Below are 20,994 nucleotides of genomic sequence, written 5' to 3'. Positions count from 1 at the left end.
GCCTTTTTCATTGGAACTCGAAGATGCTGCGGAAGACGCCCGGCGCGATGATCGACAGGGGATTGACCGTCAACTTCGGCTGATTGAAGGGACCGTTGAGCTTGAAAGTGATGCCGAGCAGGCCGCGGTCGCGGCCATTGCCGAGCAGAACGCCGATCAGCGGCAGTTCGCCAAAGATACGGTTCAAGCCATAGGCCGGCATGAAGGTGCCGGTCATATCCATGATGCCGTTGTTATCGCGCACCGTCCCCTGGAAGGTCGCGCCGACGTCGGTGCCGCGCAACACGCCGCCATCGACGCGGATCGCGCCGCGGTCGAGCGCGAGCTGGGCGAAACCGCGCTCGAAGCGGGCCGAGCTCACGTCGATGTCGCGGCGGACGGCCTGGTTGAGGCTTCGCCCGTCGGCGCCTGTTGGCGTCGACACCATCGATTGCAGGCGTTGTTCGCCGACGAGCTGGAACTTGCGGATGTCGACGCTCCCGCGCCAGGAACGCCCGCCACGATCGCGCAGTTTGAGATTGAGCAGGCCGCCGCGCATGTTCTGGTAGATATCGGCAAAGCGTGCCAGCGCGCCGGCGTCGCCTGTGGTCAGCTCAAGCGTATTATCGGCGCCGGCCTTGGCAATCCGGGCGACAAGTGCCTGACCGCTGCCGGTGACAGCCGAAAGATTGACGTCCTCGATCTGGCTGCCGCGTTCGGCATAGACCAGGTTCACATTCGACAGGGATTCGCCGTTGAAGCCAGTGACGCGATCGAGCTGTGCCTTGATGGTGATGTCGTCGCCGCCGCCCTGGCTCTGGTCGCTTCCCGCCTTCATCTGCGCGAGGATCGGCCTGATGTCTGCAGCGGCGCCGCTGAGCGTGGCCGTATAGCCCCCCTTGCCGCGGTCGACCGAAACCTTGAAGTCGTCGCCCTGGGCCAGTCGGACGTTGTCGAGGCGGGCGGAGACCAGTCCGCCACCGTCCACCTGCAGATCACCCCGTGCACCGAAACCGTCTCCGGCGACGGCAAAATCGGAGATGACGACGGTGTCATTAGACTTGCTCGCCGTGAAACGCGCCTCCGCCGGAATGCCGGCTCCTTTGCTCCAGCCGATCCACGGCAAGGACAGAGCGGCCTTTGCGAGCCCGATCTTCGCCTCTACCCGATCCTGATCGCCAATCGTCACGTCGGCACTGATCGGTCCGGAGACGATCTTCGACAGGCCCGGCGCCAGCTTCTGCCAGACACCCTGGTCCAAGGTGCCTGAAATCTCACGCGAGCGCTTGACCTTCGAATCGCTATCGACCGGTTCCGTCAACGCAATGCTGACCTTGGCGCCCTCCAGTTGCGCGTCGGCATCGAGCACGGCCTGCTGATTGTCGACCCGGAACGTTCCGACGAGGTCGGATACCGGCCGGCCATAGAACGCCCTGTTGACGCTGACCTTGTCCAGTTGCATCTCCACCTGCCACAGCGGCTTGGGCGGGCGCTGGTCCGAGATCAGGCCGAAGCGCGCACCGACAAGCGCGGTGAGAGGACCGCTGAAGTCCTCCGGCAGCAGCGACGTCTTTTGCAGTGCCTGGATCGGTTTGTAGGTGACGAGTTCGGCAATCGCATCCGCAGCACCTCCAACCTCGATCTTCATCTCCGCCATCAGCGGCTTGGTGTAGACATCGGGGAGGATGAAGTCGCCGCCGTTGAGCGCCACGGACCGTCCCGACGGGAAATAGGCGGTGCCCTGCCCGATCTCAACCGTCATGCGCTGGCCGCTCAGCTTGAACTTGCCGGAGGTGTCGCGCAGCGGCGGTATCTCGCCGGTTATGTTGATGCGGGTGTCGTCGATGTCGAAGTTGATGTTGAGCTCCTGTTCGTTGAGCTTCAACTCCCCTTCGTTGTTGGCAATCCGGCCTTCGGCAACTGACACTTCGATGCGCGCATTGGTGACTATGCCGCCGAAGAGGTTGCCGATCGCCCAACGGCGAGCGCCCTTGGCGATCCACCACGGCCACAACTGCTTGACGGCCGTCGCCTCCATGCGGTCGCTGACGGCGGCAAAGCTGATCTGCGGCGAGGTCTTGCCGAAGGCGACCGAAAGCGAGCCATACATCGAGCCAAGCGGGCTCGACACGGCGAGCTGATCGAAGATCAACCGGTGGGTGTCTGCGGTGAACCGGCCGCTTGCCTTGGCATCGAAGGTCAGCGGCTGATCGGTGACGTCTTCCGGGGCCGAGCTTGCGTTCTTCAGGAGGAGATCGATCGCGAAGCCATTGTCCGTGGCGCCGGCAAGTTTGTCGAGGTCGATGACCGCGCCGGTGAACGGAAAGGTCGAGCGGCCGATCTTGACGACCGATGGCAGGATCTCGACCGCGGAGCGCCCGAAATCATAGGCGATGTCCATTTGCGACGGATTGAGCGTCGAGACGAGGCCGCCGGCATGGAAGGTGCCCTTGGAGGTGCGCACTGCCACGCGCAGATCCGGCTTCGCCTCCCCGACTGCCCGCGTCGCGTTCAACGTCAGCCCTGCCGTCGCGTCGATGCCAAAGGCCTGCTCCGCACCCGACTTGCCGTGGTAGAAGAACGGCGCGAGAGGCAGATTGGTGATCGCCGCATCAAAGCCGGTCACGTGCCCTCTCTGGCCAAGCGCGTCGGCGGTGATATCGACCTCGACACCATCGACGGTGGCGCTGCCCTTGACGCTCATCGAACCGCTGGCATCCCGGTTGAATTCGAGTGCGGAGGCGACGACCGGAACGACGCGGTTGCGGGCGCCGACGACGGAAAAACTGAAGTCGGAGAGTGTTACGGTCTGGCTGCCCCGCCCGGCCGCCATCTGCGACATGCGGTCGACATGGGAGAACAGGGCCTCGAGCGCATCGCCGACATCGGCGATACGGATCTTGGTGAGATCGAGCGGCTCGCCCCGAGGAAGGAGCCCGGTATCGAAATCGCCGCCTTCCGCTTCAAGGCTGGAGACGGCGATGCGGCCGGTCATCAGCGCCAATGGGTCGAGTGCGATCGAGATCGAGCGAAGCTTCGCGACGGGTTGGCCGGATGCCGCTTCGCTGAGCGCCACCTCGCGGGCCTTGAGCGCAATCGCGCCGCTTGCCGTCACGCGCACGACCGTGCTGCCGACGTCGGCGCGGTAGGCGTCTCCGAGCGCAGCATTGAGGGCCGTCCGGGCACGCGCGTTCAGCGTGCTGTCCATCATGCCGCTTTCGATCACGGTCACGAGGATCGCCCCTATGATGAGGGCGAGCAGGGATATGGACAGGGCAATCTTGGCACAGAGACGCAGCAGGGCGCGCTTGCGTGGTGCGTGCACGATCATGGGATCGTGAGCCTGCGCCGAAGGCAACGCATGCAGCGCGACGATGTCTTTCTTGCGAAAGCCGACTTTTTCGCCGCGGATCTCACTCATCAGCGCGGACGTCCTCCGTTCGATACGAGCTCTTTCGCCGCGCCTTCTTTTCAATCGTTGCGGACGGCTGTTTCTCGTTTCCTGTAGACCACATGTCGTCGTGCAGAGTCACCATGAGACGCTGGACCATGCTGTGGAAAGCCACCACCCTCAACGGGAATCGCGCGGGCGAGCGACTGCAACGCTTCGTAGCGGCTGACGCCGTCCGAAACCTGTCGAATCTAGCACAAATGCGCTGGACGGCAGTCGACGAATTTCGATATGCCCTACAGCGCCGCGTGCCTTTAGAGGCGCGCAAAAGTCGCTGTAGAACTTTGAGTTGCCGCAGATTTCGCATTGATCGGCAACGATCAAGGGCGACATGCAGTAGCGTCCGATTGTCTGCAAAACTTGGCAGAAGGAAGGTTTAATCATGGCAAGACCCGTTCCCGGAGATGTCGCTCCCGATTTCACGCTGCCGCGCGATGGCGGCGGCACGATCTCGCTTTCCGCCTTTCGCGGCCGCCCCGTCGTGCTGTTTTTCTATCCGAAGGACGATACGCAGGCCTGCACGCTGGAGGCGATCTCGTTCTCCGAACTTGCCGAAGAGTTTGTCGCAGCCGGCATAACGCTGATCGGCCTGTCACCCGATTCAGTGAAGAAACACGATCGCTTCGCCAAGAAGCACAACCTCACAGTGACGCTCGCCGCCGACGAGGAAAAGGCTGTGGTGACTGCCTACGGCGTCTGGGTCGAGAAAATGATGTACGGCCGCAAGTACATGGGCGTCGAACGCAGCACCTTCCTGATCGGCGCCGACGGCGTCGTCGTCAGGGTATGGGAAAAGGTGAAGGTCGACGGTCATGCCCAGGAGGTCCTGGCCGCCGCGAAGGCCCTCTGAGGAACCCCATGACCGAATTGCCCGTGTTTCACAGCCTGCGGGGCGGCGCAGTCGAAGCGATTCGCGCCGCCGACCTCGAGGTCAAGACGGCGCTTGCGCAAGAAACGGCAAGGCGCTGGCAGCGCCGCACGCTGTCGCTGCGCTCGCCGCTCGACCGACCCGTTCCGGTTCGCCCCGGGCGGCCGGACAAGCCGGTACTGACACCGCCGACGCACGTGAAGCGGCGGTCGCTCGGTTCCCTCAAGGGACGCATCGCCTTGCTGCACTCGATCGCCCATATCGAGTTGAACGCCGTCGACCTGGCCCTCGATATCGTCGCCCGCTTTGCGACCGAGCCGGTGCCCAATTCCTTCTTCGACGGCTGGATGCGTGTCGCCTTCGAGGAGGCCAAGCACTTCCGGCTGGTCCGGCAGCGGCTGAACGATCTCGGTGCAGACTATGGCGACCTGCCTGCCCATGACGGGCTCTGGCAGGCGGCGCACGATACCCGCAACGACCTGACGGCCCGCCTTGCCGTGGTGCCGCTCATTCTCGAAGCGCGCGGTCTCGATGTGACGCCGGCCCTTCAGGCCAAGATGCGCGAAACCGGCGACGTCGAGAGCGCCGCCGTTCTGGATGTGATCTACGAAGACGAGAAAGGCCATGTTGCCGTCGGCGCCAAATGGTTCCGTTTTCTCTGCGCCCGCGAGAAGAAGGATCCCGCAGCGACCTTCCAGGCGCTGGTGCGCGCCAATTTTCGCGGACCATTGAAGGCACCGTTCAACGACATTGCCCGCGCCGAGGCCGGACTGACGCCGTCCTTCTATCGCTCGATGACTGCCTCGACCAACCGATAGCCGCATCACGCAACCGCAATCATCCTTACCAATTGTTAACCCTAACGAAGTGTAATGATCCGCAGGTGATGCGAGGCAACGCGCACATGGCGGGAGAGAACGGGTGTCTGGACGTTCGGCAAATCGTGCCTTCGGAAAACGTAAGGAAAATCACGTTCTGATACTGGCAAGTGGCGACAAGGTTCGACACATGACGGTTCGTCCCTGGATGGCGGCAATCGCCGTATCCTTCGCCGGCGTCTGCAGCATCGGCTATCTCGCGGCCACATCCTATCTGGTCCTGCGCGACGATCTCATCGGCGGCACGATCGCCCGCCAGGCGCGAATGCAGCACGAATACGAGGATCGAATCACGGCATTGAGAGCGCAGGTCGATCGCGTCACCAGCCGGCAACTGCTCGACCAGCAGGTGGTCGAAGAAAAGGTCGAGAAGCTGCTGCGCCAGCAGATGGCGCTGACCTCGCGCAACGGAAAGCTCGGCGCCCTGGTCGAAAGGGCCGAAAGTTCCGGCCTGACGACGGAAAGCAACGGGACCCCGGAGATTGAACCCCTCGCCTTTGAGAAACGGGCCGACGCCAGCAGCGGCGGCGTAAAGGCGATCGAGAAATTGATGGGCCTGAGCGGCGCGTCGGTCACCGGTGCAATTCGTCCCGCTCCCCTCGCCTATGCCGCACCCGATGCGGCCGAATCGACCTCGGACCGTGCCGACCGGATATTCTCCAAAGTGACGCTGTCGCTGAAGGACGTCGAACTCGAACAAATGGCGCGACTGAAGCAACTGACGGATGGTGCTGCAAAGACGTCGGGTGCGATTCGCTCGATCGTCGGTCGGACCGGCGTCGATCTGTCGGTCGGCGATGTCGCAGCAATGGTCCCCGCCGCGACTTCGGACTCTGCCGATAGCGCGATTGGCGGCCCGTTCGTCGAACCGGCGAATGATGACGAGTTCGGCCAGTCGCTGGCAGCTCTCGATTCGGCTCTTCTGGAACTCGAACGGACGCGGGCGCAGGTCCGCGCGCTACCGTTCGGCAACCCGTCTCCGGCGAGCGACATCACCAGCGACTTCGGCAACCGTCTCGATCCCTTCCTCGGTCGCCTGGCGCTCCATGCCGGCATCGACTTCCGCGCGACGGTCGGCACGCGCATTCGCGCGGCCGCTCCCGGCACCGTGACGAATGCCGGCTTGACCGGCGGCTACGGGAACATGGTCGAAATCGACCACGGAAACGGCGTGTCGAGCCGATACGCCCACCTCTCCGCCGTTCTGGTGAAGGTCGGCGACCAGGTGACGGATGGTGAAGTCATTGCCAAGTCCGGCAATACGGGTCGTTCCACCGGTCCGCACCTTCATTATGAAATCCGCCTGAATGGCGAGGCGGTGGATCCCATGCGCTTTCTCGATGCCAGCCGGAAGCTCGCCTCCTACATGAACTGACGGGTCGTTTCGTTGTCTCCAGGTCTTGCGCGGCTTGACAAGAAATGCGACAGATTCGCCACTATTTACCTTTTGCTGCTTCAACGTGCTGGATTTCTTGACTTTCAGCGACGTTCAGCTTATGAGCGCGGCCACGTCTCGTGCGTTTTCCATCGATCGATCAGTGTTCTATTGAACCGGAACGGAAACAGATTTCCCTTTGACCAATTTTGCTGACCTTGGCCTGAGCCAAAAAGTTCTCTCCGCTGTCACCGATGCGGGCTACACAATCCCGACCCCGATCCAGGCTGGCGCCATTCCGCCGGCCCTGCAGCGTCGTGACATTCTGGGCATCGCCCAGACAGGTACGGGCAAGACAGCTTCGTTCGTGCTGCCGATGTTGACGCTGCTGGAAAAGGGCCGCGCCCGCGCCCGCATGCCGCGCACGCTCATCCTGGAGCCGACGCGCGAACTCGCCGCCCAGGTCGCGGAGAACTTCGACAAGTACGGCAAGAACCACAAGCTCAACATCGCGCTTCTGATCGGCGGCGTTTCGTTCGATGAGCAGGATCGCAAGCTCGAGCGCGGCGCAGACGTTCTGATCTGCACGCCCGGCCGCCTGCTTGATCACTTCGAGCGCGGCAAGCTGCTGATGACCGGCGTCGAGATCCTGGTCATCGACGAAGCCGACCGCATGCTCGACATGGGCTTCATTCCCGACATCGAACGCATCGCCAAGATGATCCCGTTCACGCGTCAGACTCTGTTCTTCTCGGCGACCATGCCGCCGGAAATCCAGAAGCTCGCTGATCGCTTCCTGCAGAACCCGGAGCGCGTCGAAGTCGCCCGCCCGGCCTCCACGGCACAGACGGTGACACAGCGCTTCGTCGCGGCGCACGCCAAGGATTACGAAAAGCGCGCGGTGCTGCGCGATCTGATTCGCGCCCAGGACGATCTGAAGAACGCCATCATCTTCTGCAACCGCAAGAAGGATGTCGCCGACCTCTTTCGGTCGCTCGAGCGTCATGGCTTCTCGGTCGGCGCCCTGCATGGTGACATGGACCAGCGCTCGCGCATGGCCATGCTTGCCGGCTTCAAGGACAACAATATCACGCTGCTCGTTGCATCCGATGTTGCTGCCCGCGGCCTCGACATCCCCGATGTCAGCCATGTCTTCAACTTCGACGTTCCGATCCATGCGGAAGACTATGTTCACCGGATCGGCCGCACCGGCCGTGCCGGTCGCTCTGGCGCCTCCTTCACGCTTGTGACCAAGCGCGACACGAAGTTCTCCGATGCGATCGAGAAGCTGATCGGCCAGAAGGTCGAATGGCTGAACGGCGACCTTTCCAATTTGCCCGAGCCGATGGAAAGCCACGACAGCGGTCGCCGCGATCGCGGTCGCGATCGCGATGGCCGCAAGGACCGGAAAAAAGATGGGGAACGCGGCCCGAGGGCTCGCGCCGATCATAAATCCGATACCGTGCGTGTCGATAGTGAGGCCGAAGTTGAAACAGTCGTGGAAAGGGCGGAATCGGTGAAACCGGCACGCAGCGCAGAAAACAAGCAGGGACAGAACAACCGCGCCGATCGTCCGGTGCGCGCATCGAACCCGGCCAACGATGACAATCGCGATCGCCGCAACCGTCACCGCCGCGACTATGATGACGGCCCGACGCCCGTTGGCTTCGGCGACGAAATCCCCGCTTTCATGCTGATTGCCGGCAAGGCCTGATTAAACCTATGGGCCTGCCGGGCATCGATTTTCCGGGTCTCGGCTGCGGACTTGCAATCGTGCGCGACGGCAAGATCCTGCTCTACAAGCGCGTTAACGCGCCTGAAGCCGAGCACTGGAACATCGTCGGCGGCAAGGTCGATCATATGGAACGCTCGGAAGCCGCAGCGCGGCGCGAGGCCGAAGAGGAAAGCGGCCTCCAGATCCGTTCGAGCGAGTTCCTCTGCCTCAGCGAACAGGTGATCGAGGCTGACCGCCAGCACTGGATCTCGATGATCTATGTGACCCGGGACTTTATCGGTGAGCCTGAACTCACCGAGCCGGACAAGCTTTCCGCTCTCGGCTGGTTCGATCTCGATGCCCTGCCCCAGCCGCTGTCACGTTTTACGACCGACGCAGTCGATGCGTTGCGCAGGCTGGAGCACAAGAGCGCCGTGCGTTCAAGCGAAGGCACAAAGGACGCTCTAGCACTTTGATTATAGAGCATCTTTCCGCCTCCAGTGATTCCACTTGAGAGCGGGATGCTCTAGCGGCGCAGTCGTCGCGGATTGCCTCCGCTGGCGGGTTTATCCTCTATTTTCTCGATCGTAACGCTGCTTGATAGGCAAGCCGCACCCAGCGCGCCATCTCGTCGGGGTCGTCAAAGGCGTCGTCCGGTATGCTCCAATAGGGCATCTTCACCGGCTTGCCCTTGCCATCATAGGCCCATTGCCGGGAGCCGGCCGCCTCGAAGGTCGGCGCCGTCTGCTCGTCCCCCTTCAGGAGGATTTCTCCGTCGACCTCGAGTGCGAAGATGATGCCCTGGCAATAGATCCCCTTGCCGCCGAACATCCGCTTGATGGTCACCGGCCCCAGCGTCTCGAACATCTCCTCGATGGCAGCATTGTCCACGCGTTCATTCCTCCAGGATACCGCCGGCAGCCACAATCTGCTCCGGCGTGTCGAGATCAAGCCGCGCCGCCGAACCAAGCTCGACATCGATGACCGGCAGTCCGCACTTCTCGATGATGTGCCTTGCGCCAACGTCTCCAACCAAAAGACGGACAGCGGAAAAGGTTTGCCGCGGCAGGATGACCGGATTGCCGCGTTGCCCATCGGCGGTTGCCCGAATGACGGCGCGGCCGCCTTCGGCCGCAAAACGATCGAGCAACCTGCGCAGATCGCCGCTGCTGACGCCCGGCATGTCGGCGAGCATGACCAACATGCCCGCGGATCGCTCGTTGATGGCCGAAAGTCCAGTCGTCAGAGATGAGGCCATTCCGGACATGTAGTCTGGATTCGAGACGAGCTCCGCCGGCAGGCCCTCCAGCGCAGCGCGGATATCGGTCTCGCGGTGGCCGGTGACCACGACAACCCTGCCGGGCGCTGCTGCGATCGCCGCCTCGACGCTGCGGCGAACCAGCGGCACGCCGTCAAAGGTCGCCAGCAGCTTGTGTCCGCCGTCCGGTCCCATCCGGCTGGCGCGGCCGGCGGCCAGAACCACGATCTCCACCGGGCCCGACGGCAACGCCGTTGCTTTTTCGCGCGGCTGCGGCCGGGTCGGGATTTCACCGAGCAAACCGCCGACGCCAAGGCCGGTTATATCGTCGAAGCTCGGCCACTCGCCGGCGAGGATACGGTCGAGGATCCAGTCGAATCCGTTCTCGCGCGGGCTGCGGGCGCATCCGGGAGCCCCGATCACGGGGATCTCGCCGACACGGCCAAGAACGAGGAGATTGCCGGGATCGACAGGCATGCCGACATGATCGACGACGCCGCCCGCCCGCCGGACAGCCGCAGGAATGACATCATCCGGATCGGCGACAGCGGAAGCCCCGAAGACCACCAGCAGGTCATGGGCGGCTTGGAGGTCGTCGATTGCTGCGGCGACCGCGCCTTCCGTGTGTGCGACGCGTCGCTCGGTCACAAGCTCGCTTCCCGACTGCCGCAGGCGGGCCGCCAGGATGGTTCTCGTCTTGTCCATGACCTGGGGCTTCAGTGTCGGCAACTGAGTTGCTATTAGCGCTGCGCGTCGCGCGGAAAAGGGTTTCACTTCGAAGGCGGCATGGCTCCGGAGCAGCTTCTGTGCTTCCTCGACGAATTGACCGGCCACGGCAAGTGGAATGATCTTGATCGTTGCGACCATGTCGCCGGCCTGCACAGGCACATGGTCGGCAAGGCAGGCGAGCGTGATCGCCGGATCGATGCGGTTCAATCGGTTGACAGTGTCGCGCGTCGCGACGAAGAGACCGGCAACCCGAGAATAGACGTTCACCCGGCCGGTTGCTGCCTGGGAGAAGCGCAGGTGATCGGGTGCGATTGCCGCAGCAATGCGCGTTGCGGCCTCGTCTTCCATGAGATCGCCGGGGTCAAGGCGCGCAACAACCACCTCCAGCGTGCCGCAGGCGATCAAGGCGGCGATATCGGCGGGCGAAAGCCGGTGACCCTTCGGCAGCCGGAACTCATCCGTCTTGACCGCATGCGCCAGCATGGCGCCCTCCGCTTCGCTGGTCTTGACTGGACCGAACCTCACGCAATCACTCCTTTGACATGGCTGGTATCGCGGCGCCGTAGCGCCTCGATGATTTCGGCCAGGATGGCGACGGCGATCTCGGCCGGGCTCGCCGCACCGATATCGAGGCCGATCGGCGCGCGGATTCGGGCTATGTCGGCATCGGAAACACCGGCCTGTCGCAACCGCTCGACCCGTGTCGCATGGGTTTTCCGGCTGCCGAGCGCGCCGACGTAGAAACAGCCAGCTGCAAGGGCGACGCGGATCGGTTCGTCGTCGATCTTCGGATCATGGGTGACGGCCACCACGGCGGTGAAGCGATCGAGCGGCCTTTGTTTCAAGGCATCCTCGGGCCATTCGGCGATGAGCTCGACGCCAGCGAAACGTTCCAGCGTTGCGAAGGCCGTACGCGGATCGATGATCGTCATGTCGAAACCGGCAACGGGCGCCAGCTGGGCCAAAGCCTGTGAAATATGCACGGCGCCGATGACGAGAATGCGTGGCGGCGGCAAGTAGACATTGAGGAAGAAAGCGCCCTGCTCCGTCTCCACGATCCCGGCCTTGCCGGATTGCAGGGCTCGCGCGACCGGAACGCGCCAGGCGTCGGGACAGTCATCGCCCTCAAAATAGAGCTGGCTGCTGCTGCCGGCGAGAGCGCTGACAGTGACAACCGCCCGACGCGCCGAACGCGCCGCATTGAGTGCTTCAAGAATGCTCCGTTCCATCGCTAGCCTTCGACCCGTTCAACAAAGACCCGAATCCTGCCGCCGCAGGAAAGCCCGACGCGCCAGGCGGTTTCGTCCGCAACGCCGAAATCGAGGATCCTTGGCGCGCCCGAAGCGATGACATCTGCCGCTTCGGTGATGACGGCGCCTTCGACGCAGCCGCCGGAAACCGAGCCCTGAAAATTGCCGTCGCCGTCGATCACCAGATGGCTGCCGACGGGGCGCGGCGCCGAGCCCCAGGTTTCGATCACAGTGGCAATCGCCACCTTACGCCCTTCCTTCATCCAGGCTTGGGCGATGTCGAGCGGATCCAGAACATTTGCAGCTTCCAGCATGTTGCCACCCTCCCGCCGGACAGATCAAGATCCGAGGAACCGCCGCGGGTCAGCCTGCCGGGATCCCTGCCCGGAAAGCGCCTTCACCAGTTCCCCAATCGATTCAAGATTGTGCACCGCCCGGAATTCGTCAACATGCGGCAGCATCGCTCTGACGCCGCGCGCACGCGCCTCGAAGCCGTCGAAGCGCAGCAGCGGGTTGAGCCAGATCAGCCGGCGGCAGGACCGGTGCAGTCGATCGATTTCGATTTCAAGATCGCCCACATCGTCACGCTCCAGGCCATCGGTGATCATCAGCACGATGGCGCCTTGTCCGAGCACGCGCCGCGACCAGCGTCTGTTGAATTCATGCAGCGTTTCGCCAATGCGCGTACCGCCGGACCAGTCCTTCACTGCAGCCACGCAGTCGTCGATCGCGGCATCCGGATCGCGATTGCGCAACTGGCGGGAGACATTGGTCAGCCGTGTGCCGAACAGGAAGGTGTGCACGCGCCGCCGCTCCTCGGTCAACGCATGCAGGAAATGCAGAAAGATGCGGGTGTACTGGCTCATCGAGCCCGAGATGTCGGCAAGCACGACGAGCGGCGGATGCACCACACGCCGCTCCCGGAACCGCGGCAGGATCAGTTCCCCGCCGAAACGCATCGCGTCACGCACGGTGGCGCGCGGGTCGATGCGGATCTGCCTCTTCGATGGGCGGAAGCGACGGGTTACGACACGGTCCATCGGCAGCGTCAGCGCGGCAAGGGCGCGTTTCGCCTCGGCAAGTTCGGCAGCACTCATCTGCGCGAAATCGGCCCGACGCAGGAGCTCGCGGCCCGAAACCGTGAAGCGCGCATCGATATCGATCTCGGGTTCCTCACGTGGCGGTCGATCCGCTTCGTGCCCGGAAAGCAACGCATCGCTGACGCGTGTCTCGCCGGCCCGCCGCTGTTGCCGCTCGCTTTCGCGCTCCGGCGCCAGCGGCGACATCATCGCGATCATCTTCTCGACGAGGCCGCGCGAGCGCCAGAACAGCCGAAAAGCTTCGTCGAACACCGGCTGGTCCTCATGGCGCTTCACGAAGACGCATTGCAGTGCGGCGTAAAACGCATCCCGGCCGCCGATCCCGATCAGCGCCACCGCATCGATGGCATCGGCAATCGCCCCGGGCCCGATCTTGATGCCGGCGCGACGCAGGGCGCGTGCGAAGAAGACGATGTTGTCGGCAAGCCGGCCGTCGCTTTCCCCTGGCGGCGGGACAATGGCACCATCCCTGTGCTGCTCCCGCACCTCCATCGTCAGCCCGCTGCCAGCAGTTCCGCCTTGACTTCGGCGAGCAGCTTGCGCCCCTCGGCACCCTCTATCCTGGCGATGTCGTCTTGGTACTTGAGCAATGTTCCGAGCGTATCGGCGATCGTTTCCGGATCGAGCGCCAGTCGGTCGAGTTCCGTCAGCGCCGTTGCCCAGTCGATCGTTTCGGCAACGCCCGGGTTCTTGAAGAGGTCGACCGTCCGCAGCCGCTGCACATAGGCGATGACCTCGCGCGACAGCGTCGCGTTGCAGCCGGGCACCTTGCGGCGGATAATTTCCAGCTCCTGCGCCGCCTTGGGATAATCGACCCAGTGATAGAGGCAGCGTCGCTTGAGCGCGTCATGGATCTCACGGGTGCGGTTGGTGGTGATGATGACGATTGGCGGTTCGTCCGCCCGGATTGTTCCAAGTTCCGGTATCGTGACCTGAAAATCGGACAAAACTTCGAGCAGGAACGCCTCGAAGGCCTCATCTGTCCGGTCCAGCTCGTCGATCAGGAAGACAGGCGCGCGGCCCGCACTGGAAGAAATTGCCTGCAGGACCGGGCGGCGGATCAGGAAGCGTTCGGAAAAGATATCGCTTTCGATCCGTTTGCGATCGACCTTGCCGGCTGCTTCCGATAGGCGGATTTCCAGCATCTGTGCCGGATAGTTCCATTCGTAGACGGCCGAGGCGACGTCGAGGCCCTCATAACATTGCAGCCGGATCAGAGGCCGATCGAGCGCCTTTGCCAGAACCTTGGCGATCTCGGTCTTGCCGACGCCTGCTTCGCCCTCGAGAAAGAGCGGGCGCTTCATCCTGAGCGCCAGAAACAGCACCGTCGCCAGCGCCGTTCCCGCGAGATAGTCATGCGCCTCCAGCAGCGCCATCGTCTCCTCGATGGACTGCGGCAGGGCTGTGGTCGCCTGTGTCGCCATGTCTCCTCCGCCACGGCTCGAATCGATAACTTGATGTTGAAAAGCGAATGAACTCACCCTTCCAACTCAAAGGCTTACGGCGATCTTCTCATGTCTCGATGGGCACGAAATCTCGCCACGTAAAACTTATAGCGAGTGGTATCCGCGGTCCACATAAATGAGTGGCGGCCGCGCCGGTCCGATGGCGACATCGACGACTTCGCCGAAAAGCACCAGATGCGTGGCGATCGTCTTCACCTCGATGAGCCGGCAATCGAACGAAGCGATCGCGTTGGTGAGGATCGGAGAGCCTGTCGTCAGCTTGGTCCACTTGCCAAGGGCAAAGCGCAGATCCATGTCGAGCTGATCGCGGCCGGAAAAAGCGTGTGCCATGGCGCGATGTTCATCGCCAAGCAGATTGAGCGCGAAACTGTCGCTGCGCGTGAAGATCTCATTGCGCGGATTGGCGCCGTTGAGGCAGGCCAGAATCGTCGGCGGACTGTCGGACACGGAGCAGGATGCGGTGACCGTGACACCGCGCCGCTCGACACCATCGGCCACGGTGATGATCTGCACGTGACCGGCCAGGCGACTCATGGCGTCGCGGTAACTGATGGGGTCCAGCCGGCTCTTGTCCAACAATTCTTTCTCCGAGCGAAGTCAGCCACATACATAGACAGTACCGGGAAATATGAAACCCGCTGCAAGGAGAATCTTGCAGATCTGCGACACGGCAGCGACGCGGATAGAACCATCCGCGGCCGAAGTCACATCTTTTCCTTTGACGCGGCAGGGCACATCCTTAAAACATGCGGCCACTACCGTGCCGCGCGCCCGTCGCGACCGGCACGGATAAGGCAATGTTTGGGCTCGCCGCAGGGTCAGGATCCCTCCTGATCCGGGGAAAATGCGGCAGCGGAGAAAATGAATGCTTCGATCGATCGTCGCCAGCCTTGTCGTGGCCGGACTGGTACAGGCCGCACCCGCCGCGGCAGCCGGCATCAAGGTGGCCGTCGTCGCGCCGGTCGAAGGCCCGTTTGCACCTCTCGGCAAGCAGATCATCGATGGCGCCGCGTTCCAGGCCGGCGATCGCGGCAGTGAGATCGTCGTCATTCCAGAGAGTTGCGATACGGCCGGCAATGAAGCGCTGACCAAGGCGCTGCTTGCGGCCGGCGCCGAGGCAGCGATCGGGTTTCTCTGCACCGAAAGCCTGGACGCCACACTTCCGGCACTTGCCGAAGCGGGCCTTCCCGCCATCACCCTCAGTGTGCGTTCCGATGTCCTGATGGAAGATGCGCTGAAGAAGAAGTGGCCGCTCTTCCGTCTTGCGCCGAGCGGTAACGCCGAGGCTGCCAGCATCGTCGACACCATCGTCCAGCGCTGGAAGGACAAGCCGATCGCGTTGATCGACGATGGAACCATCCACAGCCGGGAACTGGTTGAAAGCGTACGCTCCGCCCTCGGCGAAATTGGGCTGACACCGGTCTTCACCGACACCTATCGGCCCGCCCAGGAGCAGCAGGTCAACCTGGTGCGGCGACTGGTGAAGAGCGGCGCGACCCATGTCTTTACCGGCGGCGACAGGCAGGACACGGCGGTGATCGCGCGCGATGCGCAAGGCGAAGGCGCGAGCCTCGCCTTGCTCGGCGGCGATGCGCTGAATGCCGCCGATCTCACCGTGCCGCTCGCCGATGGCGTTTTCGCGGTCACCTTGCCGGACGCATCGCAATCGCCCGAGGGCAAACCGGTCGCGGATGCCTTGCGCGCCGCCGGAACCGAACCGGATGGCTACGTATTGTCCGCCTTTGCGGCGGTCTCCCTGCTCGAGCAAGCCAAGGACCAGGCGGAAAAGGACGACAAGCCCCTTCTCGACGCATTCGCCAAAGGACCCTATCCGACCGTGCTCGGCCCCATTGCCTTCAACGCGCAGCACGAGCGCGCCGAAAATCCCTATCGCCTGATGCAGTGGCAAGGCAGCCGCTTCGTGCCCGCGCCTGCCGAAGGAACCGCCCAATGATGCGCACCGGACCGCTGAACCTGATTACCGACGTTGAGGGCCTGACGGTCGGCAATGCCGAGGATCACCGGCTGAAATCCGGCGTCACCGCCATCCTCTGCGATCCCCCGGCAACCGCTGCGGTTCAGGTGCTGGGCGGCGCGCCCGGAACGCGGGAAACCGATCTGCTCGACCCGCACAATACGGTGCAGACAGTCGACGCCCTGGTGCTTTCCGGCGGTTCGGCCTTTGGCCTCGATGCTGCGTCCGGAGCCCAGGCCGCGCTAAGAGAAATGGGCCGCGGCTTTGCCGTCGGTCCGCACCGGATACCGATCGTGCCCACCGCCATCCTGTTCGACCTGATCAACGGCGGCGACAAGGACTGGGGACGTTACCCGCCCTATCGCGAACTCGGCTTCGAGGCGGTTCGTCGCGCCGGCCCGTCGTTCGCGACCGGAACCGCCGGCGCCGGTACCGGCGCTCTGACCGCCGCCTTCAAGGGCGGCCTCGGCTCGGCATCGACCGTTCTGCCAAGCGGCATCACCATCGGCGCGCTCGTCGCGGTCAACGCGCTCGGCTCGGCGACCGTTGGAGATAGCAGGCATTTCTGGTCCGCACCCTTCGAGCTTGATGGCGAGTTCGGTGCGCTCGGCCTGCCGCATCCCCTGCCCGCTGACGCCGCCGATATCCGCATCAAGTTCCGCGACCGGCAGTCCGCAGCCGCCAACACGACGATCGCCGTCATCGCGACGGATGCAGTGCTCACAAAGGCCGAAGCGAAGCGCCTGGCAATCGCCGCCCATGACGGTTTTTCCCGAGCGCTCTGGCCGGCGCACACGCCGCTCGACGGCGATCTCATCTTTGCGCTTGCCACCGGCGCCAGCGGCAAGACCCCCACACTTGAGGATTTCATCGACCTCGGCGCGGTGGCGGCATCGACGATGGCACGCGCCATCGCCCGTGGCGTTCATGACGCGGCCCCGGCCGAAAACGACCTCATGCCGTGTTGGTCGCAGCTCAGCTGACGCAGCTTTGATCGCAGGCATGTTGTTTGCGCGGCCAGCCGGTGCTATTGCGCGGAAAACACGCTGGAGTGCGCCATGACCCATCCTATCCGCATTGCTCCGTCGATCCTGGCGGCCGATTTCTCCAAGCTCGGACAGGAAGTCCGCGACGTCGTCGATGCCGGCGCCGACTGGATCCATCTCGATGTCATGGACGGGCACTTCGTGCCGAACATCACCTTCGGCCCCGACGTGATCAAGTCGTTGCGCCGCTACACCGATGCGACGTTCGATTGCCACCTGATGATTTCGCCCGCCGATCCGTTCCTCGAAGCCTTTGCGAAAGCCGGCTGCGATATCCTCACCGTGCATGCCGAAGCCGGTCCGCACCTTCACCGTTCGCTGCAGACCGTCCGGTCGCTCGGCAAGAAGGCCGGTGTCTCGCTCAACCCGGCAACGCCGGAAAGCGCCATCGAATACGTGCTCGATCAGGTTGATCTCATCCTGGTCATGACCGTGAACCCGGGCTTTGGCGGACAGAAGTTCATCGAAGCTACGGCGGAAAAGATTCGCCGCATCAAGGCGATGATCGGCGATCGTCCGATCGAGATCGAAGTCGACGGCGGCATTACGCCCGACACGGCGGCTTTCGCAACCGGCGCCGGCGCCAACGTTCTCGTCGCCGGTTCGGCGATCTTCAAGGGCGGCTCCGTCGAAGCCTATCGCACGGCGATCGAGGCGATCCGCACGCCGGCAGAGAAGGCCTATCGATGACGCCGCGCGCGGCACTGCCCGGCGTGCTTTTGCTGGGCGCTGCGGCAGCCGCAGCGCCGGCCTCGGCGGGCGACTATGCCGCGCTCCAGCCGATCGGCTTTTCGGCCGACGGCAATGTCTTCGCCTTCGAGGAATACGGCGTTCAGGATGGCTCCGGCTTTCCCTATTCGACCATCTATGTGATCGATACGCGCAATGACAGTTTCTTGCCCGGCGCGCCGGTGCGCGCCGTCAGCCGCGAGGATGGCAGCCCGCTCTCCAAGGCGCGTCACGAGGCACGCCGCCGTGCGGCACCCTTGATCGACGCCTATCGCCTGGCTGATGCGCCCGGGCTGCTTGCCGCCTATAATCCGATCACCGAGGCGAACGCCAAGCCGCTGGCGCTGACCTACGATTCCTTTGCGGCCGACGAAGGGTTCCGCGAGACCTATTCGGTAACGCTCGAAGAGAAAACCTTCGAGCCGGAAGGCATCTGCAAGGACTTCCTGAAGGAGGTCAAAGGCTTTCGTCTGTCGATGACGATGAAGGCCGGCAAGCCGGCAACAGACATCCTGCAGGACGATAGCCGCTTGCCCGAGAGCCGCCGCTGCCCCACCGGCTATCAGGTCGGTGGCGCCGTCACCCATCGGAATGACGACGGCTCCGAAACCCACGTCATCATGGTTCTCGTCAAGTCGCTCGGCTTCGAAGGCACAACCGATGGACGCTGGATCGCGATCCCGACCCGGATCGCGAAATGAACGACGCGGCGGCCGGCGTCGAGGCAAAAGCAGATCTGGCGCCAGTAGGCGCCCTGCATCGACGACGGTTCGCCCGATCCCTTCCGACGATGCGGGCGCTTGTCATCGGTGCGCCGCTCTGGGGCGGCGCGATGGTGCTTTCGGCCTGGTGTGGCCTCTGGCTTCGCGAGCGTGCTCTCACCTTTCATCTGTCCGAGCTGCTTCTGATCTTCGGCTTCGGGGCGCTTCTGGCCTGGGCGCCATCGCTGTTCCTGGCTCGACTTGCAGCCTCGGGGCGTCGGCCGGAAACGCGTTTTGCGGCTTACTTCTTCTTCCTTTCGCTAGGCACCGTCGCGATGACGGCGATGCTCTATGCTCTCGACTACCGGCAGTTTTACGCCCAATGGCACGCGCCTGCCGGCACCAGGACCTGGTTTTTCCAGCTCGCCTTCACCTCGCTCATCGCGTTCTACCAGTTTCTGGTGATGGGGCTTCGCCTCTATCTGCCCCTCGGTGGTGCTATACTCGTCGGCGTCAGCCTGTGGCTGGCGAGCGAGCGCACGAGCCAAACGCGTTGAGCTTCACGGCTATCTTTGCTAGAGGCACGGCCATCCTCCACTGACGACGAAAGCTAAAGCCCATGATCCCGCGCTACTCCCGTCCGGAAATGGTGGCCATCTGGTCGCCGGAAACCAAGTTCCGCATCTGGTTCGAGATCGAGGCTCATGCCTGCGATGCGCTTGCCGAAATCGGTGTGATCCCGAAGGATGCGGCCCGCACGATCTGGGAGAAGGGCGGCGCTGCCACCTTCGACGTCGCGCGCATCGATGAGATCGAAGCCGTCACCAAGCATGACGTCATCGCCTTCCTGACGCATCTTGCCGAATTCGTCGGCCCGGACAGCCGCTTCATCCACCAGGGCATGACCTCGTCCGACGTGCTCGACACCTGCTTCAACGTCCAGCTCGTCCGCGCGACCGATCTGCTGCTCGCGGATCTCGACCATCTGCTCGAAGCTCTGAAGCGCCGCGCTTTTGAACACAAGGACACGGTGACGATCGGCCGTTCGCACGGTATCCACGCCGAACCGACGACGTTCGGCGTCAAGCTGGCGCTTGCCTATGCCGAGTTCGACCGCTGCAAGCAACGCCTGCTGGCCGCACGTGAGGAAGTCGCCACCTGCGCGATCTCCGGCGCCGTCGGCACCTTCGCCAACATCGATCCGCGCGTGGAAGAACATGTCGCCAAGGCGCTTGGCCTGAAGCCGGAACCGGTTTCGACACAGGTCATCCCGCGCGACCGTCATGCCATGTACTTCGCCACCCTCGGCGTCATCGCCTCGTCGATCGAGCGCCTGGCGACGGAAATCCGTCACCTGCAGCGCACCGAAGTGCTCGAAGCCGAAGAGTATTTCTCGCCGGGCCAGAAGGGCTCGTCGGCAATGCCGCACAAGCGCAACCCTGTTCTGACCGAGAACCTGACGGGTCTCGCCCGCATGGTCCGCGCCTTCTCGGTACCGGCAATGGAAAACGTTGCCCTCTGGCACGAGCGCGACATCTCGCACTCCTCTGTCGAGCGCATGATCGGACCGGATGCGACGGTGACGCTCGACTTCGCGCTTGCCCGCCTGACCGGCGTGATCGACAAGTTGCTCGTCTACCCCGAGAACATGATCAAGAACATGAACAAGTTCCGCGGTCTGGTTCATTCGCAGCGCGTGCTGCTGGCGCTGACCCAGGCAGGGGTATCGCGTGAGGATGCCTACCGCCTCGTGCAGCGCAACGCCATGAAGGTCTGGGAACAGGGCAAGGACTTCCTTGAGGAACTGCTGGCCGATACGGAAGTCCGTGCGGCGCTTTCCGAGGAAGACATCCGCGAGAAGTTCGATCTTGGCTACCACACCAAGCACGTCGACACGATTTTCAAGCGCGTCTTCGGCTGAGCCTGACAGTGCGCGGGTCACACGCCCGCGTTGCACCTCATGAATATGCCCGCATTTGGCGCACATCGCTCAAATGCGGGCATTTCTTTTAGCGCGATATTCAGTGATCGTGTGTGACGATCCGGGCCTGTCAATTCAGGTTCGAGGATCACATGGCCTACAAGGACAGCACGGAGCGTGCGGGAGCACGCACACAGACGAAGATCACTGGCATGGTCACCTGCAAGACCGGGTCCAGCAACGGCGTCGTCAAGGACCTTTCGGACGAAGGCATCTGTTTCCAGCTCTATTTCGACATCGGCGCCAAGACGGGGCAGGAAGTGACGATCAGGAGCGAGGAACTGGGCTTCCTGACCGGCATGGTACGCTGGTACCGCGGCGACAAGATCGGCATCAAGCTCAATCTGTCGTCCAACACGGCGGCGCAGATTTCCTCCTACTACAAGCACTTTCGCTAGAGTATCCGTGTTGGTCAAGTACGGGTTGGTTCCCATATGCGGCCATCCCTGAGCAATGCGTTTGCGATGATGATGAGCTTTCGCATGACGGCGGTA

Annotated in this window: 20 protein-coding genes; 12 read left to right on the top strand and 8 right to left on the bottom strand. The window is 63.2% G+C overall.

Annotated elements, in window-relative coordinates; genetic code table 11:
* Positions 1-7: 7 nt before the first annotated feature.
* A complete protein-coding gene (locus ASE60_RS11080) occupies positions 8-3,400 on the bottom strand; it encodes an AsmA-like C-terminal region-containing protein (protein WP_057250202.1) in 3,393 nt (1,130 codons plus the stop codon).
* A 412-nt stretch (positions 3,401-3,812) separates the two neighbouring features.
* Between ASE60_RS11080 and ASE60_RS11075 the strand changes: the two genes are divergently transcribed.
* The 5 genes from ASE60_RS11075 (at position 3,813) to ASE60_RS11055 (ending at position 8,741) form a co-directional block, all read left to right on the top strand.
* Positions 3,813-4,280, top strand: coding sequence for a peroxiredoxin (locus ASE60_RS11075; protein WP_057250200.1), 468 nt, complete (start codon positions 3,813-3,815; stop codon positions 4,278-4,280).
* Positions 4,281-4,288: 8 nt separating this feature from the next.
* The gene (locus tag ASE60_RS11070) at positions 4,289-5,116 is read left to right on the top strand and encodes a ferritin-like domain-containing protein (RefSeq protein WP_057250198.1); all 828 of its coding nucleotides are present in this window, start codon (positions 4,289-4,291) and stop codon (positions 5,114-5,116) included.
* Positions 5,117-5,219: 103 nt separating this feature from the next.
* On the top strand, positions 5,220-6,551 hold the full coding sequence (locus ASE60_RS11065; RefSeq protein ID WP_057250197.1) for a M23 family metallopeptidase: 1,332 nt from the start codon (positions 5,220-5,222) through the stop codon (positions 6,549-6,551).
* A 199-nt stretch (positions 6,552-6,750) separates the two neighbouring features.
* Positions 6,751-8,265 carry a DEAD/DEAH box helicase gene (locus tag ASE60_RS11060; protein ID WP_057250195.1) on the top strand — a complete coding sequence of 505 codons (1,515 nt, stop codon included), beginning with the start codon at positions 6,751-6,753 and terminating at the stop codon, positions 8,263-8,265.
* An 8-nt stretch (positions 8,266-8,273) separates the two neighbouring features.
* Positions 8,274-8,741: an NUDIX domain-containing protein gene (locus tag ASE60_RS11055; RefSeq protein WP_057250194.1), complete on the top strand. Its 468-nt coding sequence runs from the start codon at positions 8,274-8,276 to the stop codon at positions 8,739-8,741.
* 97 nt (positions 8,742-8,838) lie between these two features.
* On the opposite strand, the gene ASE60_RS11050 is transcribed toward ASE60_RS11055, so the two are convergent.
* The 7 genes from ASE60_RS11050 to ASE60_RS11020 all read right to left on the bottom strand — a co-directional run bounded on the left by ASE60_RS11050 (position 8,839) and on the right by ASE60_RS11020 (position 14,602).
* Positions 8,839-9,156 (bottom strand): TfoX/Sxy family protein, encoded by a 318-nt coding sequence (locus ASE60_RS11050; protein WP_057250192.1) that lies wholly within the window; start codon positions 9,154-9,156, stop codon positions 8,839-8,841.
* 4 nt (positions 9,157-9,160) lie between these two features.
* Positions 9,161-10,777, bottom strand: a complete 1,617-nt coding sequence (locus tag ASE60_RS11045) for a molybdopterin-binding/glycosyltransferase family 2 protein (protein WP_057250190.1) — start codon at positions 10,775-10,777, stop codon at positions 9,161-9,163.
* Positions 10,774-11,481 carry an XdhC family protein gene (locus ASE60_RS11040; RefSeq protein ID WP_057250188.1) on the bottom strand — a complete coding sequence of 236 codons (708 nt, stop codon included), beginning with the start codon at positions 11,479-11,481 and terminating at the stop codon, positions 10,774-10,776. Before ASE60_RS11040 ends, ASE60_RS11045 begins: the two co-directional genes overlap by 4 nt.
* Positions 11,482-11,483: 2 nt before the next feature.
* Positions 11,484-11,816, bottom strand: a complete 333-nt coding sequence (locus ASE60_RS11035; protein ID WP_057250185.1) for an XdhC family protein — start codon at positions 11,814-11,816, stop codon at positions 11,484-11,486.
* 24 nt (positions 11,817-11,840) lie between these two features.
* Positions 11,841-13,094 carry a VWA domain-containing protein gene (locus tag ASE60_RS11030; protein ID WP_057250183.1) on the bottom strand — a complete coding sequence of 418 codons (1,254 nt, stop codon included), beginning with the start codon at positions 13,092-13,094 and terminating at the stop codon, positions 11,841-11,843.
* 2 nt (positions 13,095-13,096) lie between these two features.
* Positions 13,097-14,026 (bottom strand): MoxR family ATPase, encoded by a 930-nt coding sequence (locus ASE60_RS11025; protein WP_057250181.1) that lies wholly within the window; start codon positions 14,024-14,026, stop codon positions 13,097-13,099.
* A gap of 126 nt (positions 14,027-14,152) precedes the next feature.
* On the bottom strand, positions 14,153-14,602 hold the full coding sequence (locus tag ASE60_RS11020) for a flavin reductase family protein (RefSeq protein ID WP_082615818.1): 450 nt from the start codon (positions 14,600-14,602) through the stop codon (positions 14,153-14,155).
* Positions 14,603-14,933: 331 nt separating this feature from the next.
* On the opposite strand from ASE60_RS11020, the gene ASE60_RS11015 reads away from it, so the two are divergent.
* From ASE60_RS11015 to ASE60_RS10985, 7 genes are all read left to right on the top strand, one after another.
* Positions 14,934-16,022 (top strand): branched-chain amino acid ABC transporter substrate-binding protein, encoded by a 1,089-nt coding sequence (locus tag ASE60_RS11015; RefSeq protein ID WP_057250178.1) that lies wholly within the window; start codon positions 14,934-14,936, stop codon positions 16,020-16,022.
* Positions 16,019-17,026, top strand: a complete 1,008-nt coding sequence (locus ASE60_RS11010) for a P1 family peptidase (protein WP_057250176.1) — start codon at positions 16,019-16,021, stop codon at positions 17,024-17,026. Before ASE60_RS11015 ends, ASE60_RS11010 begins: the two co-directional genes overlap by 4 nt.
* Positions 17,027-17,101: 75 nt before the next feature.
* Positions 17,102-17,779 (top strand): ribulose-phosphate 3-epimerase, encoded by a 678-nt coding sequence (gene rpe, locus ASE60_RS11005; protein ID WP_057250174.1) that lies wholly within the window; start codon positions 17,102-17,104, stop codon positions 17,777-17,779.
* Positions 17,776-18,519, top strand: coding sequence for a DUF2259 domain-containing protein (locus ASE60_RS11000; protein WP_057250172.1), 744 nt, complete (start codon positions 17,776-17,778; stop codon positions 18,517-18,519). The genes rpe and ASE60_RS11000 overlap by 4 nt, the downstream gene beginning before the upstream one ends.
* 89 nt (positions 18,520-18,608) lie before the next feature.
* Positions 18,609-19,076, top strand: a complete 468-nt coding sequence (locus ASE60_RS10995) for a hypothetical protein (protein WP_057250343.1) — start codon at positions 18,609-18,611, stop codon at positions 19,074-19,076.
* A gap of 62 nt (positions 19,077-19,138) precedes the next feature.
* Positions 19,139-20,440, top strand: a complete 1,302-nt coding sequence (gene purB, locus ASE60_RS10990) for an adenylosuccinate lyase (RefSeq protein ID WP_057250170.1) — start codon at positions 19,139-19,141, stop codon at positions 20,438-20,440.
* A 152-nt stretch (positions 20,441-20,592) separates the two neighbouring features.
* Positions 20,593-20,898 carry a PilZ domain-containing protein gene (locus tag ASE60_RS10985; protein ID WP_057250168.1) on the top strand — a complete coding sequence of 102 codons (306 nt, stop codon included), beginning with the start codon at positions 20,593-20,595 and terminating at the stop codon, positions 20,896-20,898.
* Positions 20,899-20,994: the final 96 nt, after the last annotated feature.

The organism is Ensifer sp. Root278, from assembly GCF_001429285.1.
GTDB lineage: Bacteria > Pseudomonadota > Alphaproteobacteria > Rhizobiales > Rhizobiaceae > Ensifer.
Note: the sequence above shows the minus strand (reverse complement) of the source record. Positions and strands in the feature narration are given on the sequence as shown.

Excerpts from the sequence above, each read along its gene's own strand:
- ASE60_RS11035 (WP_057250185.1), bottom strand. The coding sequence starts at position 11,816 with ATGCTGGAAGCTGCAAATGTTCTGGATCCGCTCGACATCGCCCAAGCC.
- ASE60_RS11075 (WP_057250200.1), top strand. The coding sequence starts at position 3,813 with ATGGCAAGACCCGTTCCCGGAGATGTCGCTCCCGATTTCACGCTGCCG.
- ASE60_RS11020 (WP_082615818.1), bottom strand. The coding sequence starts at position 14,602 with ATGAGTCGCCTGGCCGGTCACGTGCAGATCATCACCGTGGCCGATGGT.
- ASE60_RS11000 (WP_057250172.1), top strand. The coding sequence starts at position 17,776 with ATGACGCCGCGCGCGGCACTGCCCGGCGTGCTTTTGCTGGGCGCTGCG.
- ASE60_RS11010 (WP_057250176.1), top strand. The coding sequence starts at position 16,019 with ATGATGCGCACCGGACCGCTGAACCTGATTACCGACGTTGAGGGCCTG.
- ASE60_RS10985 (WP_057250168.1), top strand. The coding sequence starts at position 20,593 with ATGGCCTACAAGGACAGCACGGAGCGTGCGGGAGCACGCACACAGACG.
- purB (WP_057250170.1), top strand. The coding sequence starts at position 19,139 with ATGATCCCGCGCTACTCCCGTCCGGAAATGGTGGCCATCTGGTCGCCG.
- ASE60_RS11055 (WP_057250194.1), top strand. The coding sequence starts at position 8,274 with ATGGGCCTGCCGGGCATCGATTTTCCGGGTCTCGGCTGCGGACTTGCA.
- ASE60_RS11040 (WP_057250188.1), bottom strand. The coding sequence starts at position 11,481 with ATGGAACGGAGCATTCTTGAAGCACTCAATGCGGCGCGTTCGGCGCGT.
- ASE60_RS10995 (WP_057250343.1), top strand. The coding sequence starts at position 18,609 with ATGCGGGCGCTTGTCATCGGTGCGCCGCTCTGGGGCGGCGCGATGGTG.
- rpe (WP_057250174.1), top strand. The coding sequence starts at position 17,102 with ATGACCCATCCTATCCGCATTGCTCCGTCGATCCTGGCGGCCGATTTC.
- ASE60_RS11080 (WP_057250202.1), bottom strand. The coding sequence starts at position 3,400 with ATGAGTGAGATCCGCGGCGAAAAAGTCGGCTTTCGCAAGAAAGACATC.
- ASE60_RS11030 (WP_057250183.1), bottom strand. The coding sequence starts at position 13,094 with ATGGAGGTGCGGGAGCAGCACAGGGATGGTGCCATTGTCCCGCCGCCA.
- ASE60_RS11015 (WP_057250178.1), top strand. The coding sequence starts at position 14,934 with ATGCTTCGATCGATCGTCGCCAGCCTTGTCGTGGCCGGACTGGTACAG.
- ASE60_RS11070 (WP_057250198.1), top strand. The coding sequence starts at position 4,289 with ATGACCGAATTGCCCGTGTTTCACAGCCTGCGGGGCGGCGCAGTCGAA.
- ASE60_RS11025 (WP_057250181.1), bottom strand. The coding sequence starts at position 14,026 with ATGGCGACACAGGCGACCACAGCCCTGCCGCAGTCCATCGAGGAGACG.